Annotated in this window: 14 protein-coding genes; 12 read left to right on the plus strand and 2 right to left on the minus strand. The window is 44.8% G+C overall.

Annotated elements, in window-relative coordinates:
• On the plus strand, positions 1-732 hold the full coding sequence (locus tag NEE14_RS10335) for a response regulator transcription factor (protein WP_251967929.1): 732 nt from the start codon (positions 1-3) through the stop codon (positions 730-732).
• A 99-nt stretch (positions 733-831) separates the two neighbouring features.
• Here the strand turns inward: NEE14_RS10335 and NEE14_RS10340 are convergent, their stop codons facing one another.
• Positions 832-3,303: a bifunctional UDP-N-acetylmuramoyl-tripeptide:D-alanyl-D-alanine ligase/alanine racemase gene (locus NEE14_RS10340; RefSeq protein WP_251967928.1), complete on the minus strand. Its 2,472-nt coding sequence runs from the start codon at positions 3,301-3,303 to the stop codon at positions 832-834.
• Positions 3,304-3,306: 3 nt separating this feature from the next.
• Positions 3,307-4,293, minus strand: a complete 987-nt coding sequence (locus NEE14_RS10345; RefSeq protein WP_251967927.1) for a GSCFA domain-containing protein — start codon at positions 4,291-4,293, stop codon at positions 3,307-3,309.
• Positions 4,294-4,414: 121 nt separating this feature from the next.
• Between NEE14_RS10345 and NEE14_RS10350 the strand changes: the two genes are divergently transcribed.
• The 11 genes from NEE14_RS10350 (at position 4,415) to pssA (ending at position 17,531) form a co-directional block, all read left to right on the plus strand.
• Positions 4,415-4,726, plus strand: coding sequence for a T9SS type A sorting domain-containing protein (locus NEE14_RS10350; protein WP_251967926.1), 312 nt, complete (start codon positions 4,415-4,417; stop codon positions 4,724-4,726).
• 377 nt (positions 4,727-5,103) lie between these two features.
• Complete coding sequence (gene udk, locus NEE14_RS10355; protein WP_251967925.1) at positions 5,104-5,727, plus strand: uridine kinase; 624 nt, start codon at positions 5,104-5,106, stop codon at positions 5,725-5,727.
• A gap of 194 nt (positions 5,728-5,921) precedes the next feature.
• Complete coding sequence (locus NEE14_RS10360) at positions 5,922-6,572, plus strand: redox-sensing transcriptional repressor Rex (protein WP_251967935.1); 651 nt, start codon at positions 5,922-5,924, stop codon at positions 6,570-6,572.
• Between the two features lies 1 nt (position 6,573).
• Positions 6,574-7,188, plus strand: a complete 615-nt coding sequence (locus tag NEE14_RS10365) for a fumarylacetoacetate hydrolase family protein (protein WP_251967924.1) — start codon at positions 6,574-6,576, stop codon at positions 7,186-7,188.
• Positions 7,189-7,276: 88 nt separating this feature from the next.
• Positions 7,277-10,666 carry a type IX secretion system sortase PorU gene (gene porU / locus NEE14_RS10370; RefSeq protein ID WP_251967923.1) on the plus strand — a complete coding sequence of 1,130 codons (3,390 nt, stop codon included), beginning with the start codon at positions 7,277-7,279 and terminating at the stop codon, positions 10,664-10,666.
• Between the two features lie 56 nt (positions 10,667-10,722).
• Positions 10,723-11,916, plus strand: coding sequence for a type IX secretion system outer membrane channel protein PorV (porV, locus tag NEE14_RS10375; protein WP_251967922.1), 1,194 nt, complete (start codon positions 10,723-10,725; stop codon positions 11,914-11,916).
• A 9-nt stretch (positions 11,917-11,925) separates the two neighbouring features.
• A complete protein-coding gene (gene ispF / locus NEE14_RS10380) occupies positions 11,926-12,408 on the plus strand; it encodes a 2-C-methyl-D-erythritol 2,4-cyclodiphosphate synthase (protein WP_251967921.1) in 483 nt (160 codons plus the stop codon).
• Between the two features lie 77 nt (positions 12,409-12,485).
• Entirely contained in the window at positions 12,486-12,833 is a 348-nt protein-coding gene (locus NEE14_RS10385; protein ID WP_251967920.1) for a translation initiation factor, read from the plus strand.
• 28 nt (positions 12,834-12,861) lie between these two features.
• Positions 12,862-16,080 (plus strand): UvrD-helicase domain-containing protein, encoded by a 3,219-nt coding sequence (locus tag NEE14_RS10390; RefSeq protein ID WP_251967919.1) that lies wholly within the window; start codon positions 12,862-12,864, stop codon positions 16,078-16,080.
• A gap of 70 nt (positions 16,081-16,150) precedes the next feature.
• Positions 16,151-16,822 (plus strand): phosphatidylserine decarboxylase family protein, encoded by a 672-nt coding sequence (locus NEE14_RS10395; RefSeq protein ID WP_251967918.1) that lies wholly within the window; start codon positions 16,151-16,153, stop codon positions 16,820-16,822.
• A gap of 4 nt (positions 16,823-16,826) precedes the next feature.
• The gene (pssA, locus tag NEE14_RS10400; protein WP_251967917.1) at positions 16,827-17,531 is read left to right on the plus strand and encodes a CDP-diacylglycerol--serine O-phosphatidyltransferase; all 705 of its coding nucleotides are present in this window, start codon (positions 16,827-16,829) and stop codon (positions 17,529-17,531) included.
• Positions 17,532-17,580 lie beyond the last annotated feature (49 nt).

Genomic DNA, 17,580 nt, shown 5'->3' on the forward strand with positions numbered 1-17,580 from the left:
ATGGAAGAAAAAATGAAAATCTTCTTTTGTGAAGACGATGAAAACTTGGGAATGCTTCTGAGAGAATATCTGCAGGCAAAAGGGTATGTTACAGACCTTTTCTGTGATGGAGAAGCAGGATACAAAGGGTTTACAAAGGCGAAATACGATCTTTGTGTGTTGGATGTGATGATGCCTAAGAAAGATGGTTTTACGCTGGCTCAGGAAATTCGCTCGGTTAATCCGGATATTCCTATCATCTTCCTTACTGCCAAAACGCTGAAGGAGGATATTCTGGAAGGTTTCAAGATCGGTGCTGATGATTATCTGACAAAACCTTTCAGCATGGAAGAATTATTACTGCGTATTGAAGCTATCTTGCGCCGTGTTAAAGGTAAGAAGATGAAAGATATTCCTTTCTATAAGTTAGGAAACTTCTTGTTTGATACGCAAAAACAGACATTGACCATTGGTGAAAAAGTAACGAAGCTGACGACTAAGGAATGCGAGTTGTTAAGCTTGCTGTGTGCTCATGCCAATGAAATTTTGGAACGTAACTATGCTTTGAAGACAATCTGGGTTGACGATAATTATTTCAATGCACGAAGCATGGATGTATATATTACAAAGCTGCGTAAGTTATTGAAAGATGATCCGGGTATCGAAATCATTAATATTCACGGTAAAGGATATAAGCTGATTACTCCGACTGCCGATGATATGTTCCGCGAAGAAAGTACACAGGTTTTATAAACTTTTTTACAAGAGGACACGGGTTTCACCAATTTAACAGGAAGATTAACTTCCTGTCAATTGGTGCAATTCGTGTTTTTATTTGCTCCTCATCTTTTTTTACTCCCAATAATAAACCCGTTTTACACGAGGTGAAACAGATGTAAGGATTTCATAAGGAATTGTCTTCAACCGGTCTGAGAGTTCGGATACAGGCAATTCTTCTCCGAAGACTATCACACTATCGCCTTCCTGCGCGTCGGTATCAGTAACATCTACCATACAAGCATCCATACAGATATTACCAATGATCGGACAACGCTTGCCCCGAATTACTACTTCTCCGTGCCCATTACTGAAATGCCGGTCTAATCCGTCGGCGTATCCGATTGGTATGATGGCAATTCGCGAGTCTCGTTCTACATAACTTCGGCGACTGTATCCGATTGAATCGCCTGCTGGTACATGTTGAATCTGCAGAATAGTCGTTTTCAGCTTACTGATGGTTCTTAATCCGTTAATACCAGATGCACTTACGCCATATAGTCCGATACCTAATCGTACCATATCCATCTGCCATTGCGGGAACCGTTCGATTCCGGCCGTATTCAGAATATGTTTGATAACCGGATGTCCTAAGCCGTTTTCCAGAGAAGTGGCTGCTTCCTTAAACTTTTCCAGTTGCTGCTGCGTAAAGTCGTCGAATACGAAGGAATCACTTCCTGCCAGATGTGAGAAAACCGAACGTACTTTGACACCACTTTGCGTTTTCAGATGTTCGATTAGCTGAGGAACTTCATAAGGCTGAAATCCTAAACGGTGCATACCAGTGTCGATCTTAATATGTATCGGATAAGCAATAATACCGCGACGTTCTGTTTCCTTGATCATAGCATCCAGCAGACGGAAACTGTATACTTCGGGCTCCAGATTATATTCAAACATGGTATTGAAACTGCTGAATTCCGGATTCATAACGATGATTGGAATGGTAATACCTTCTTTCCGCAAGGCGGCTCCTTCGTCGGCCACAGCTACTGCCAAATAATCACACCGGTGTTCCTGCAACGTCTTAGCTAATTCAAATGAACCGCTGCCATATCCGAAGGCTTTTACCATGCAGACCATCTTCGTCTCCGGTTTCAGTTTCGACCGGTAGAAGTTGAAGTTGTGAACAATGGCCGACAGATTGACTTCCAAGATCGTTTCATGTACTTTCTTTTCCAGTAGTTCTGAGATCCGTTCGAAGTGGAAATGACGTGAACCTTTCAACAAGATAACTTCGTTGTTAAACTTCTTGATTTCGGGTGAAGCAATAAACTCGTCGGTTGTCTGATAGAATGATTTCTCCAGCTGCTCACCAAACACCGAAGCAAACTCTTTCAGGTCTTTTCCGATGCCGATCAAGCGGTTGACTTTCTTCCGTTCTACCAGATCTGCTACTTTCTTATATAATGACTTGGGCAACGTCCCTGACTGCAGAATATCAGAAAGAATCAAGGTTGATTTCAGATTCTTGGCTACTTTCCGGCTTTGCAGGAAATCGAGGGCGATATCCAGTGAATTAATATCTGAATTATAGGTATCGTTGATCAGCAGACATCCTTGAATGCCTTCTTTTACATCCAGACGCATTTCAACCGGTTCGAGATGTGCAAACTTTTCAGTGTCGTTTACGCTTGTAGGCTTTAAGTACAACATGACGGCCAGGCAGTGAATGACATTCTCGATAGAAGCATCATCGACAAACGGAATCGTATAGGTCCGGTCGAAGCCCAACAGCGTACAATGAATGACAGTTTCATCCTGTTTCTTCTCGATCGACTCGATAAACAAGGGTGCTTCGCGATCGGTCCGGCTCCAAGCAATAGCCTTATGTGAGAGGCAGGCCGATTCAATTAATGTTGATATCAACGGGTTGTCACCATCATAGATGATGGCTTCGCTATCATTGAAAAGCATCAGCTTCTCCAGGCACTTTTGGTTGATTGAGATAAAGTTTTCCTGATGAGCTTCGCCAATACTGGTCAATACACCAATGGTCGGCGCGATAATCGGCTGCAACTTCTCCATTTCGTCGGGCTGCGAAATACCTGCTTCGAAGATACCTAACGTATTCTTTTCATTCATTTCCCAGACCGAAAGAGGTACGCCGATCTGTGAATTGTAGCTTCGCGGAGAACGGACGATATCAAATTCATTGTGCAGTAATTGATAGAGGAATTCCTTCACAACGGTTTTTCCGTTGCTTCCCGTGATACCGATGACCGGGATCTGGAAACGTTTCCGGTGATAAGCTACCAGTTTCTGTAAGGCAGCCAGCACATCTTTTACCAGCAGGAAGTTGGCTTCTTCCATTTGCGCAAATTCCGGCAACATCTTGCTGACAACAAAATTTCGCACTCGCAGCTTATACAAATCCTGAATATAGCGGTGTCCGTCGTTTGTCTTCGTTTCTAACGCAAAAAACAGACTTGACTCAGGAAACGACAAGCGCCGGCTGTCTGTTAATAATATACTAATTGTGCAATCATGTAACGTATTGGTTTTAGCCCCGATAATCTGGGCTACGTCTTGTATTGCGTATTCCATCTCCTATTTCAATTTAGACTTTAAAATATTTCGCTCTTTTGTATAGTCAAAGAAAGTCATTTTCTCGTTAAGTCGGTCAATCTTTAACAAAGTTTGAAGAATAAATTGCCGGTATGCTTCGCTCTCCGGATTGAAAGGTTTATGAGCAATGGCTTTCTGTATTTCCTGACACGATTTTAATACAGCCTGACTTTCCGCATCAACTAAGTGAGCGACAAATTGTTCCCAGATATATTCAATCGCCTGGGCCGACGGATGCAGCATATCGTCGGCATAGAAACGGTAATCCCGCAACTCGTCCATCATAATCTCGTAAGAAGGGAAATAGGCGGTTTCTTCAGGAAACAACTGATTCAGCTCATCAATCGCCAACAACAAAGTCGCTTTACTGAGCTGATTGCCATGAGCACCGTCTTTCCAGTGGCGAATCGGACTGACGGTGAAGAGGACCTTCAGTTCTGGATTGATGTGTAGCAGTTCACCCAGCAAGGCTTTCCAGTCATCTACAATATCAGGAACCGACAGACGCTGACGAACAAAGCTTCGCTCGGGCAGTTTGTGGCAATTCCCGACAATCGCTCCGGTTTCTTTTAGCCGGTAAACCCACGATGTGCCCCAGGTAATAATCAGTCGGTGGCAACGGCGGAAGAAACAGGCCGAAGCATCCAGCCGGGTATTAATCTGATCCAGGCAAGTTTCAACAGAGAGTGCCGAAAAACGGCTGTGATGATCGAAACTATGAAACAGCCCATTGGCAGAAAACAAATCCTTTTCCCGATAAGGCTCCGGCTCAATCAACCGCCGGATAGCATGACTGATGGAAGCCGGATTGTAAAGTGTACCGAAAGGATTGACATCGGTCTGAAACTTCAGGTCTGTCATGCGAGTCCCGATGTTTTCCACAAAACAGGAACCAAGCAGCAAGACCGGATCCTGGTAAGAAAACTGAAAAAGCGGCTTCGGGTATGTCAGTTGTGTATAGAATTCCATAACGTAAAAAATGACGATTCAAAGATACATGATTTCGGCCGACTCTTGGAAAAATGCTTCATTAATCTTATGATAGTTATGTAAAACTTCGTACATTTGTACGAATTTAAGGCAGAGAGGTATGAAAATCATTTATGGAATTATCTTATGGGCAACAGCTATTCTTCCATCGGCGTATGCGGAGAAGGCAATTCCTTTTGTCCCTGCCATTCATCAGACCGAGCCAAAGTCGATTGAGATCTCCGCTTACGACAGTTGCATTCGGGTAAAAAACGCGCCGACCGGTAGTGTATTGGAAATTTATAGTGTTGTAGGCATTAAAGTCAAAGAGATCAAAATCACTTCTTCCGACGGAGAATATCCCGTTAATATTCCCAAGGGGTATTACATTATCCGTATCGGAGAAACCGTCCGCAAGGTAGTTATCCGTTAAACTGTTTTCGCAGAAATAAAAGATACCAGGCAGTTGGCTATTTTAGTCAAACTGCCTTATTTTTTACCGTTTCACCTGGGTGGGACGATCATTCCACCCTTGTGAAACGATCGTTCCACGTAGGTGATACGATCGTTCCACAGTCGTGGAACGATAAAAATATGCCTTCAAACGGACTTAGTTGTATCATTGAACGGATTTAGTTGACTTAAAATCTCTTTATAGATAAAAGAGGTTGACGTAGTAAAGACTTTATATGGAGAAAAAGCTAACCAGCCATGCCGCTGCGAATTATGCCGGAAGTTCTTGCCTGATTATGAAGATTACCTCGTAATATTTTGTACTTTTGTAACAAAACGATTCAAATAAGCAAAAGTATGATTATTATTGGCATAGCAGGTGGAACCGGATCCGGAAAAACGACCGTGGTAAGAAAAATAGTAAACAGTCTGAAACCCGGAGAAGTAGTGCTCCTTCCACAGGATTCATATTATAAAGACAGCAGCCACGTACCGGCAGAATTGAGGCAACAGATCAATTTCGACCATCCGGATGCCTTCGACTGGCCATTGTTGCTACAACACATTCAGATGTTGAAGGAAGGGAAAAGCATCGAACAACCGGTATATCACTACCAGACAAGTTCCCGACTGGCAGAAACGATTCATGTAGAACCGCGTCCGGTGATTATTATTGAAGGAATTCTGGCCTTATGCGATCCGGATTTACGCAACATGATGGACTTGAAAATCTTCGTGGATGCCGATCCCGACGAACGGTTAATCCGTGTCATCCAGCGGGATGTTGTGGAACGCGGACGGACAGCCGAAGCGGTGATGGAGCGTTATACCCGAGTACTCAAACCCATGCATCAGCAGTTCATTGAGCCAACCAAACGATATGCCGATTTGATTATTCCAGAAGGCGGGAACAACGAAATTGCCATTCATATCCTGAAGATGTACATCGAGAAGCATCTGCATCACGAGGTGAATATGTAATCCGTCTAAAAACTCACCATACGATTCTGCTTAAGTCGAGGAAAAATCGTACTTTTGCAATCGGTTTGGAAATGTCGGGAACAGATATTTATCCGTACAGAGTTTCACAAAAACAGAGAATGCCCTGTATTGCCAGGTCTCTTAGCCATATCTGTTTTGACACAAAGCCGAGGTTAATGAATAAGACTGAACAAATGACCCGTGATGAGATAAGAACAATAACAAAGGTACCAGAACCGACATTACGCCGGTTACCCTGGTATCTGGCTTTTGTGAAGCTGTTGAGAGGAAAAGGAGAAACTGTCATCTCGTCTACCCAGATTTCAAAGGAAATCAATGTAGATTCCAGTCAGGTTGCCAAAGATTTATCATTCGTGAATGTAACGGGGAAAACCCGCGTCGGCTACGAAATTGATGCCTTGGTAGAAGAGCTGGAAGATTTTTTGGGTTTCACTTCATCGCACAAAGCCTTCCTGTTTGGCGTGGGAAGCTTAGGAGCGGCCCTGCTTCATGACACCGGACTAAAGCAATACGGTCTGGATATAGTAGCCGGCTTTGACGTCCGCCCCGAACTTGAAGGACAAATGATCAACGGTATTCCGGTTTATCATATTGACCGGTTTCCGGAAATGCGTGAACAGCTGGGTGCTACCATCGGAGTAATTACCGTACCCGTCGACAGAGCCCAGGAAGTAGCCGACCAGATCATAGCCGGAGGCATCAAGGGATTATGGAATTTTACACCGTTCCGCATCCGAGTACCCGAAAATATCGTCATACAAAATACCTCCATGTACGCCCATCTGGCCGTGATGTTTAATCGTTTGAACTCAATAAATCACTAAAATGAAAATAATTGCCGTTGGAATGAACTATGCGGCCCACAATAAAGAGCTGCATCATACGTTAGAATTAACAGAGCCTACCATCTTTATGAAGTCTGATTCTTCGTTATTGAAAGACGGAAAGCCTTTTTTCATTCCGGATTTCTCGTCGGAGATTCATTATGAGACGGAGCTGGTAGTGAAGATTGACCGGTTGGGAAAGAATATTGCTGAACGCTTTGCTCACCGCTATTACAGCGAAGTAACAGTTGGCATCGACTTTACGGCCAGAGACCTGCAACGGCGCTTGCGCGAACAAGGTCTGCCGTGGGAAATCAGCAAAGCATTCGACAACTCTGCGGCAATCGGCACTTTCATTCCACTGGAAGAAGCTGGTAACATTAATCAGCTATCGTTTCATCTGGACATTAACGGAAAGACGGTACAACAGGGAAATACAGCAGATATGCTCTTTCCAGTAGACAAGATCATTGCCTATGTCAGCCGTTTCTTTACGTTGAAAATCGGCGATCTGATTTATACCGGAACGCCCGTCGGCGTCGGTCCGGTCAGCATTGGCGATCACCTGGAAGGATATTTAGGCGAACGGAAACTACTGGACTTCCATGTACGTTGATAGGCTCATACAAGCAACCATTAACAAGTAAAAATTAACAACTGATTATTCGTCATTTTCAATTGTCAATTTTTTGGAAGTATGTAGTATGAAACGATTTTTGTCTTTCTTTATAGCTGTTCTTTTGTCATTTTCGTCGGCTTGGGCTGTCGGGAACTATACATCACAGTCGGTTCTTTCTTCAGGTCACTGGGTAAAAATCAAAGTGACAAAGAACGGAGTGTACAAACTGACGGCCTCAGACCTGAGCAAGATGGGCTTTTCTGATCCGTCGAAAGTTTCCATTTACGGATATGGAGGCTGGATACTCGACGAGAAATTCTCAGACTCGGCCTATCACGACGACTTGCCTGCCGTTCCGGTATGGCGAGACGGCTCAACGCTTTATTTTTATGCAAGAGGAACCGTCAAATGGGATTATGAAACGGTAAATACACAAGAGAATAAAAAGCTGTTCGTTCATACTAACAATCCTTACGCTACCGCCGGGTATTATTTTGTAACCGACGCGACAGAGACACATGACATGCCGGAACAAGCCTCGGTAGAAGGAGCCGTCAGACAGATTTCCACCTTCGATGATTACCAGGTATGGGAAAAAGACGAAGTGGCCGTCAATGAATCCGGACGCGAATTGTTCGGGGAATCGTTCATTTCGACGACAACCCGTAATTTCACCTTCTCTGTTCCCGGGATCACCTCCGACGACGCCGAAGTGACGATGCGTTTCATTGCCCGTACCACCAGCCGGACACCTGTAACGCTTACCGTCGGCAATGCCGTCCTTTCTCTTTCCATTTCCGCTCCTACCTCGAATGCCAGTTACACCAAAGCCGTAGCGGCATCAGGGAATGTGACGTGGAAAGGCGAGAAAAGCGAGTCGGTCAAGATGGAAGTCACCTACGGAAAAACGGGCGACCAGAATGTATATCTGGATTATATTCGTTTCCAGATGAAACGTGCCTTGAAACTTTACGGAACAGAGACCGCCTTCCGCAGCGTAGACGCCATCAACAATGTGTCCCGCTTTGAGTTGGCTGATGCTTCCGAGTCGACTGTCGTACTGAACGTAACCGATGTGACGAATCCGAAACGGATGCAGACCACGCTGGAAGGAACAAACCTTTCTTTCACGGCGGCTGCTTCCAGTCAATTACAGGAATATATTGCATTCGACAAGAATAAACTGACCGATACACCGGAAATCATAGGCGAAGTTTCCACACAAAACTTGCACGGACTGGAAACTCCGAACATGGTGATCATCGTTCCTCCGGCTTTTACAGCACAGGCTCAACGATTGGCAGAAGCACATCGCCAGCGCAACGGGCTGACGGTTGAAGTTATCAACCCGGAACCTATCTACAACGAGTTTTCAAGTGGAACACCAGATGCAACAGCTTACCGCCGCCTAATGAAAATGTTTTACGACCGGAACCCGGAGAAGCTGAAATACCTGCTGTTGTTCGGCGACGGCTGTTATGATAATCGCGGACTGACTCGCGAATGGCAGCAGAACAGTTCGCTATTGGCCAATATGCTCCTCACCTACCAGTCGCAGAACTCAATTGACATCTATTCTTATACAACCGACGATTATTTTGGTTTCCTAGAAGACGGCAGTGGCGCTTCATTAGCTTCGGCCAAACTTTGTGTGGGAATCGGCCGCTTTCCTATCCGCACGAACGATGAAGCCAAAGCAGCGGTCGACAAAATCATTTCCTACATGGATAATACACTTCCGGGTAATTGGAAGAACAACATTACATTTGTAGCTGATGACGGAAGTAATGCCGATCCTGACAAGAATGCACATATGAAGCAGGCTGATGCACTCGCAAAAATTGTAGAAGAAAATCATCCGGAGTTCCGCATCAACAAGCTTTACTTCGACGCGTATACGAAAGACCGTACAGGCGGAAATGCGTCCTATCCGGATGTAGAAACGGCTTTACAGAAGCAGCTGAAAAACGGACTGATGGTACTGAATTATACAGGACATGGCAATACGACGAGCTGGAGTGACGAAGCTGTAATGACGCAATCATATATTCAGCAGGCCACTTATCCGTATTTGCCTTTATGGATTACAGCGACTTGCGACTTTACCCGCTTTGATGCCCTGGCTACTTCGGCAGGCGAATCCGTATTCCTCAACGAGAAAAGTGGAGGTATCGCCTTATTTACCACCACGCGTGCCGTCTTTTCACAAGACAATGCGGTCATTAACCAGGCTATTATCCGTAATCTGTTCTCTCGAGAAGGCAACCGGCGTTACACGTTGGGCGAAGTGATGATGAAAGCCAAGCAAAGTATGGAAACTGATTCCAACAAATTAAACTTCACCTTGATTGGAGACCCTGCATTGACGCTGACTTTCCCCGATTATAGTATTGCTGTAACAGAAATCAATGGAAAGCAGCTAGATTCGTCCGAAGATATTACAATCAAAGCATTGGAACGAGTTACCATCAAAGGCGAAGTGCGGAAACCGGACGGAACCAAAGATAGTGGGTTTACAGGGCCGTTGCAATCAACTATCTTCGACAGCAAATCGACAATCACAACGCTGGATAATTTCAGTACCGGAACAAAATTCCAGTATGAAGATTATCCCAATACGTTATATATAGGAAATGATACGGTTCGTAACGGGGAATTTTCTTTTACCTTTACGGTTCCGAAAGACATCGCCTACTCTAACGACTTCGGTAAAATGAACTTCTATGCCCTGAACAACCAGGATTCTATCGAGGCACAAGGTTCTTTCATGGATTTCCGCGTGGGTGGCACATCCGATACGGGCGGTGACGATACAGAAGGTCCCGAGATCCGTTATCTGTATCTGAACGATACAACCTTTGTAGACGGAGGACAAGTCAATTCCACTCCGCTGTTTGTGGCTTCGCTTTGGGACAAAAGCGGTATCAACATTACAGGCAGCAGCATTGGTCACGACATGATGCTGATTATCGACAATCAGACATCAAAGAGCTATAACCTGAATGATTATTATCAGCTGGTTGGCAACGACGGTGCCGGGCAAGTGATCTTCTCGATTCCGCAACTGGAGGCTGGCCTGCATACCGCCGAATTCAAAGTATGGGATGTTCTGAATAATTCAACGACACAGACATTCACTTTTGAGGTGGTAAAAGACATGAAGCCGAATCTGATTTCCGTCTATGCGACACCGGTTCCGGCACGTGAACAGGTGACTTTCCACCTGAAGCACAATTTCCCGGAATCACAGCTGACAGTCAAAATAGAAGTATATGACATGGCAGGCCGTTTGCGCTGGAGCCACGAAGAAACAGGTTCGTCAGAAGCCTTTAAAGATTATCAATTGGAATGGAATATGATGGGCAACGGCAATGCCCGTCTGCGTCCGGGCGTATATATTTACCGGGCTTCTTTGCGGTCTGGTAATTCCCAAACGGCAACGGGAGCGAATAAAATGATTATCCTTGCACAATAAAAGGAGAAAAGAGTAGTTATATAAGTGATTCGTAATAAGATTATATTGAAATAAAGATGATAAAAAATCGTAGTTTGAAGCTTTGGAGTCTTGTCGCACTTTTATTTATCTCGGCAACCAAACTGTACGCACAGGAAAATGTTAAGGCACAATTTGCCCCAATCAATACGGCTGTTCCATCCTTGTCTATTGCTCCAGACGCACGTGGTGGCGGTATGGGTGACAATGGTGTGGCAACGCTTCCCGATGTGAATTCACAATATTGGAATCCGGCCAAATACGTATTCAACTACAGCCAGGCCGGCGTTTCACTTTCCTATACACCTTGGTTGCGTAAGTTGGTCAACGACGTGGCTTTAGTAAATCTGTCCGGTTATTATAAATTAGGTAGCGATGACCGCCAGGCAATCGGAGCTTCTCTACGTTATTTCTCTTTTGGTGAAGTACAAAACAATGACGAGAACAGTGGTGCCACACTGATGACTCTGAATCCTTACGAAATGGCTTTAGACGTCAGCTATAGCCGTAAGTTATCGGAAGCCTTTTCTATGGCAGTTGCCTTACGCTATATCCGTTCCGATCAAGGAGCTGACCCGACAGCGGAAATGGTTCCGGGCAATGCCTTCTCAGCAGATATTGCCGGATATCTGGAACGCTATGTCATCATGGGCCAGGCAGAAGCGTTGTGGAGCTTCGGATTCAATGTATCCAACATCGGTACCAAAATATCCTATGACGGTGGCGGAACCAACCAGTTCCTGCCAACCAAATTATCGATCGGTACAGGTCTATTATACCCGATTGACGATTATAACCAGATCGGAGCTTATGTAGACTTGAGTAAATACCTGGTTCCAAGTGAACCGCAGCGGACAGGTACTACACAGGAAGACGAACAAGATTATAACAACCGGGTAGAAGAATACAACTCCATGTCGTCTATCACCGGTATGTTTAAATCATTTGGTGATTCTCCGTTAGGATTTAAAGGAGAATTACAGGAAATCATGGCATCTATCGGTATTGAATACAGTTATAATCAACAGTTCTTCGTACGTGGCGGATATTACTATGAGAATGAGAATATGGGTAATCGACAGTATTTCTCATTCGGAGCCGGCTTCCGTATGAGTGTATTCCAGTTGGATGCAGCTTATCTGGTCAGCACCGTGCCAAGCAACCCGTTGGATCAGACCCTGCGTTTCTCTCTGTCATTCGATATGGACGGAATCAAGAACTTATTCAAATAAGAGACAAACATGAAGATCAGAGTAGGATTTGGATACGACGTACATAAGCTGGTGCCGGGACGCGATTTATGGTTGGGCGGCATCAAGATTGAACATACGGAAGGCTTATTGGGACATAGCGACGCAGATGTATTAATTCATGCCATTTGTGATGCCCTGCTTGGTGCAGCCAATATGCGTGATATCGGCTATCACTTTCCTGACACAGCTCATGAATACGAAAATATCGACAGTAAGATTCTTCTTCGCAAGACAATGGCATTGCTTCGAAATGCAGGCTATGAATTAGGAAATATAGATGCGACCGTAGCAGCCGAACGACCGAAATTGAATCCGCATATTCCAGAGATGAAGCGTGTTTTGGCTTCTGTACTGGAAGTGGATGAAGACGATATTTCCATCAAGGCGACAACCACAGAGAAACTGGGTTTCACAGGGCGGCAAGAAGGCATGGCTGCTTATGCAACCGTCCTAATCCAGCGTTTGGCGTAACTATTCCCAAAAACATACCGTTTTTTCATTAAAATAGGCCGGCTTTTTGTAGCTTTACGCCAGAAAAGAAATTCAACATGAAAAATAACGATTGGAAAAGCCGTCTGGGAGTGATGTATTCGACGAACCCGGACTTTCAATATGAGACAAACGAGGAACCGGAAGAAGAAACTCTGCCTAAAGAAAAACAGAAGTTACGCGTAAGCCTCGACAAACGAAACCGAGGCGGGAAAGTAGTAACACTCATCACCGGCTTCTGCGGAACGACCTCCGATCTCGAAGCTTTAGGAAAACTTCTTAAAGTAAAATGCGGAGTAGGCGGTTCAGCCAAAGACGGCGAAATTATCATCCAAGGAGATTTCCGGGGAAAAGTAGACGAAATCCTGCGGAAAGAAGGATATACACAAGTAAAAGTAATCCGCTGAAGATATTTCATCCCTAAACATTTCTACCATGCTGACGATCTATCGTGCATCTGCTGGAGCCGGAAAAACTCATCAGCTGACTGGCGAATATTTATTGTTACTCTTCAGCCAGCCGGGAGCGTACCGCCGTATTTTGGCCGTGACTTTTACGAATAAGGCCACCGATGAAATGAAAAGTCGTATCGTAGAAGAATTATACCATCTGGCCTCTGGAGAAAAGTCAGATTATATACCTCTATTGGTCTCTGCTTACTCACTGACAGAAAAGGAAGTCCGCCATCAAGCCCGGAAGATTCTGATCGCCATTCTGCATGATTATTCAGCATTTAATATCAGTACGATCGACCGTTTCTTCCAACAGACCATGCGGGCTTTTACCCGTGAGATCGGACTGCAAGGCGGTTATGGAATCGAAATGGATCAGGAATTAGTACTAACTGAAGCCATCGACCGCTTATTAAGCGAGTTAGACCAACCTCAAAACAAGGAACTGTTGGGCTGGTTGCTCCGTTTTGGGGAAGAAAAGATAGAAGAAGGCGGAGAATGGGACTTACGGAAAGACATTACTGCACTGGGACGTGAAGTATTTAAGGAAAGTTACAAAGCTTTCAGTGAAGAAGTCGCCCACGACATCAGTGATAAGAATGCGCTTGAGACCTACAAGAATGCACTTTATGGCATCATCCGTTCAGTAGAAAAGGAAATACAGGAAATCGGAGAAAAAGGATTAGCGATCATGAGCCAGTTCGGTCTTTCACCGACCGACTTCAGTGGAGGAAACCGTTCACAAATGCTTTATTTCTCCCGTTGGGCAGCTGGCGAGAAAAAGCCGCCTACGCCTACATTCTGCAAATTCGCCGATAACCTGGAAGCCTGTTTTACCAAGAAAATGGATGCAGGACAGAAAGCCATCATTGGAGCAGCCTTTGAGAATGGGTTAAACGACTATGTCAAGAAAGCCATTACCCGTTTTGAACAGCTGACGGACTACAATACAGCCCGTGAAATCACGCGCTATTATTATACGTTAGGCATTCTTACTGATATTTCCAATAAGATTGCCGAATATCGGGAAGAGAAGAATGTCATGCTGATCGCTGACACGACAGAACTTCTTAACCGAGTTATTGCAGGAAGCAACGCACCTTTCATCTATGAAAAGACAGGAACTCACATCGACCATTACATGATTGATGAATTCCAGGATACCAGCGGTATGCAATGGGCAAATTTTCGTCCGCTGATTGAAGAAAGTTTAGCTCATAACCGCCCGAACCTGATTGTCGGAGACGTTAAACAGAGTATTTACCGTTTCCGTAACTCCGACTGGAAGCTGCTGGATGAACAAGTAGCCCGTGATTTCTCTGCTGATGAAATACAAGAAGAGACGTTGAAAGACAATTGGCGCAGCTGTCGCCATATCGTCGAATTCAACAATGCGCTCTTTACGGCTGCTCCTTACCTGTTACAGACCGTTTATAATGAAGACTTGAGCCAATCGTCATTGAATGCCGAAGCACAAGCAGCTTTCTCGACCCGCATTATGGCGGCATATCAACGGAGTTTTCAACGGGTTCCTCTTCCTTTCCAGGATAAAGACGGACATGTCCGTATTGAATTTGTATCAGAAGAAGAAGATTCCGACTGGAAAGAGAACGCTCTCAACCGGTTGCCTGCCGTCTTGCAGCAGCTGCAAACCAATGGTTATGCCTTGAAAGACATTGCCATCCTGGTACGTACAAACGGAGAAGGCGCACAAGTTGCCAATTATCTGTTGCAATACAAAGAAGAACATCCTGACGACGGATTCAACTATGATATCATTTCCGACGAAGCGCTGTATGTGAATAGCTCAGTAGCGGTACGTTTCTTCATTACGATTCTGCATCACCTGAAAAGTCCGGAAAACCAGACCTGGACACAAATGCTTCTGTTCTCCTATCGGATTCTGACGTCAGACTGGCAACGCACCGATTTTACGCCTGCAGAGAAAGCGGAGATGAAACGTCTTTCCACCTTGCCTTTATACGAAATGGCGGAAGGGTTATATCGGTTGTTCAGTCCTTATATCAGCGAAAAAGAGCAGGTTTTTGTCCTTGCCTTCCTCGATCTGATAACAGACTATGTACAGAAGGAAAACACCGACTTAGGACACTTTCTGAACTGGTGGGACGAATCGGGTATCCGTAAAACAATTGCTACGCCCGACGGACAGAATGCCATCCGAATCCTGACGGTACATAAATCCAAAGGATTGGGTTTCCGGGCTGTTATTCTTCCGTTCGCCAATTGGGAGATTGATCATAAACCTTCTAAGCCGGTCGTTCTCTGGTGTCATCCGGAGAAAGCACCGTTCAACCAGTTGCATCTTGTTCCTGTACGCTACAGCTCATCCCTTGGATCCACAATCTTTGCCCGGGATTACTTTCAGGAGAAATTGCATGCTTTCATTGATAACCTGAATACCTTGTATGTAGCATTCACCCGTTCAAAGGAAGAACTGATTGTCTTCTCGCCCCGCCCAAAGAAGGTAAAAGACGACGGTTCGCTGGAGAAGATAGGATGCATAGCCGATTTATTATGGAGCTGCTTACAACAGTCCATTCCTGATACAGCAGAAGGAGAAGCGCTTGTTCCACTTGCCGCATCTTTTGACTGGGCAAACAACCTGTTTGAACAAGGGACCTGGTGGAAACCTGAACAAAAGAATGCAGATATGAAGATCCAGGAATTTCCTTTAAGGAAACTGCATTCTATTTCAGCAGACAACCGCCTGCATCTGCGCCTGCGCGGACAGAATTATTTCTTCGATAACCCGCAACGCAAACAAGGCACATTGATGCACGAAGTACTGAGCATTGTACGCGTAGCAGACGATATTCCGGCCGCTGTCCACCGATATCAGGAACAAGGTGTGATCAGCCGGGAAGAAGAAAAGCAGCTCAATGCACAACTGCAGGCCTATATTAAACAACCGGAAGTGCAACGCTGGTACGACGGACAAGCAAAAATATTAAATGAAGTCGACATTCTGTTCGGAAAAGGTGAAGCCAAACGTCCTGACCGGGTTATGATCTATCCGGAGGAAGTTATCATCCTTGATTACAAGTTCGGAGGGAAAATCAGCCGGAATCACCAAACCCAAATGCGTAATTACATTCGTCTGATCCGGCAAATGGGATATAAAAATGTTTCCGGATACTTATGGTACATCACATTATCCCGCATTGAGCCGGTGAAAGCGTGATTTTATTTGGGATATTCCAAATAAATAAATACTTTTGCATTCCATAACAAAAATAGATTCAGTTAGAAAAATGAAGGTACACAGAGAAGGAACCGGTTTATTACTTACGTTATTTACAATATTCTTTATTGTAAATCTTACCTTGTACCATACGGTTGGCAAGGGCGGTCTTTTCTATGTCGTTGCTTTCGTAACTACTGTTTTCTTTCTGCTGATATTAAATTTCTTCCGAAGTCCTTTCCGGCGTTTCCCCTACGACTCCGAAGGGCTGGTAATTGCTCCGGCCGACGGCACAATCGTCGCCATCGAAGAAGTGATGGAGAATGAAGTTCTGCATCGCAAATGCCTGCAGATTTCCGTCTTCATGTCTGTCTTCAATGTACATGCCAACTGGTTCCCTGTAAACGGAACGGTTAAATATGTTTCGCATAATAACGGACGTTTCATGGCGGCTTATCTACCTAAAAGCAGTACAGAAAATGAACGGTCTGCCGTTGTCATTACAACACGTAGTGGAGTAGAAGTCATGGCACGGCAAATTGCAGGAGCGTTGGCCCGTCGAATTGTTACATATGCCAAACCAGGCGACAAATGTCACGTAGATGAACAAATGGGTTTTATCAAGTTCGGTTCACGAGTTGACGTATATTTGCCTGTTGGAACAGAAGTCCTGGTAGAAATGGACCAGAAAGTAACGGGAAACCAAACGCCTATTGCGCGTTTGGGTAAATCAAACACCTAAAGAAATGAGTCTAATCAAACACATTCCCAATACGATTACTTGCCTGAATTTATTTTCAGGGTGTATGTCTGTTGTAGCTGCTGCCAATGCCGATCTGCACACGGCATTCTTATGGATTGTATCGGCAGCTATATTCGACTTTATGGACGGTTTTGCGGCCCGTCTGCTGAAAGCCTATTCACCGATGGGTAAAGAACTGGATTCTCTCTCGGATGTGGTAAGCTTTGGCGTAGCTCCGGGAATGATTGTCTACGCTCTTTTTTCCCAAGCAGCAATGCAGTTACAATTACAAGGGAATTGGGCCGTATTACTTCCGCTGTTTGCCTTTGTAATTCCTGTATTCTCAGGCTTACGGCTGGCGAAATTCAATATCGATGACCGGCAGACTTCTTCTTTCATCGGATTGCCCGTTCCGGCGCATGCTCTATTCTGGGGTTCACTCGCCTATTCTGTACAAGCCTGGCTGCCAACATACGCTTCCTGGCTGCTCTACGGAGGAATTATTCTGGCCTGTTTAACCTCTTATCTGCTAATTTCCGAAATTCCGATGTTCTCCATGAAGGTTAAGTCTGTTGCCTGGAAAGGGAACGAATACAGATACATCCTGCTCCTGGCCGCTATTTTATTTATCACGCTATGGGGATACTTAGGAGTGACAGGAGCAATTGTCCTTTATTTTATCTTGTCTCTTTTTAACAGGAATAAGTAAACCTCTGTTCGTGAGTATTTGTTTTCTGTTTGTGTACTTAATTCTATAT

This window comes from Parabacteroides sp. AD58 (assembly GCF_023744375.2).
GTDB lineage: Bacteria > Bacteroidota > Bacteroidia > Bacteroidales > Tannerellaceae > Parabacteroides > Parabacteroides absconsus.

Bases quoted from the DNA above. Each gene is read 5' to 3' on its own strand.
- porU (WP_251967923.1), top strand. From the start codon at position 7,277: ATGAAACGATTTTTGTCTTTCTTTATAGCTGTTCTTTTGTCATTTTCG.
- NEE14_RS10345 (WP_251967927.1), bottom strand. From the start codon at position 4,293: ATGGAATTCTATACACAACTGACATACCCGAAGCCGCTTTTTCAGTTT.
- NEE14_RS10335 (WP_251967929.1), top strand. From the start codon at position 1: ATGGAAGAAAAAATGAAAATCTTCTTTTGTGAAGACGATGAAAACTTG.
- NEE14_RS10385 (WP_251967920.1), top strand. From the start codon at position 12,486: ATGAAAAATAACGATTGGAAAAGCCGTCTGGGAGTGATGTATTCGACG.
- NEE14_RS10390 (WP_251967919.1), top strand. From the start codon at position 12,862: ATGCTGACGATCTATCGTGCATCTGCTGGAGCCGGAAAAACTCATCAG.
- udk (WP_251967925.1), top strand. From the start codon at position 5,104: ATGATTATTATTGGCATAGCAGGTGGAACCGGATCCGGAAAAACGACC.
- NEE14_RS10340 (WP_251967928.1), bottom strand. From the start codon at position 3,303: ATGGAATACGCAATACAAGACGTAGCCCAGATTATCGGGGCTAAAACC.
- ispF (WP_251967921.1), top strand. From the start codon at position 11,926: ATGAAGATCAGAGTAGGATTTGGATACGACGTACATAAGCTGGTGCCG.
- NEE14_RS10350 (WP_251967926.1), top strand. From the start codon at position 4,415: ATGAAAATCATTTATGGAATTATCTTATGGGCAACAGCTATTCTTCCA.
- porV (WP_251967922.1), top strand. From the start codon at position 10,723: ATGATAAAAAATCGTAGTTTGAAGCTTTGGAGTCTTGTCGCACTTTTA.
- pssA (WP_251967917.1), top strand. From the start codon at position 16,827: ATGAGTCTAATCAAACACATTCCCAATACGATTACTTGCCTGAATTTA.
- NEE14_RS10360 (WP_251967935.1), top strand. From the start codon at position 5,922: ATGACCCGTGATGAGATAAGAACAATAACAAAGGTACCAGAACCGACA.
- NEE14_RS10395 (WP_251967918.1), top strand. From the start codon at position 16,151: ATGAAGGTACACAGAGAAGGAACCGGTTTATTACTTACGTTATTTACA.
- NEE14_RS10365 (WP_251967924.1), top strand. From the start codon at position 6,574: ATGAAAATAATTGCCGTTGGAATGAACTATGCGGCCCACAATAAAGAG.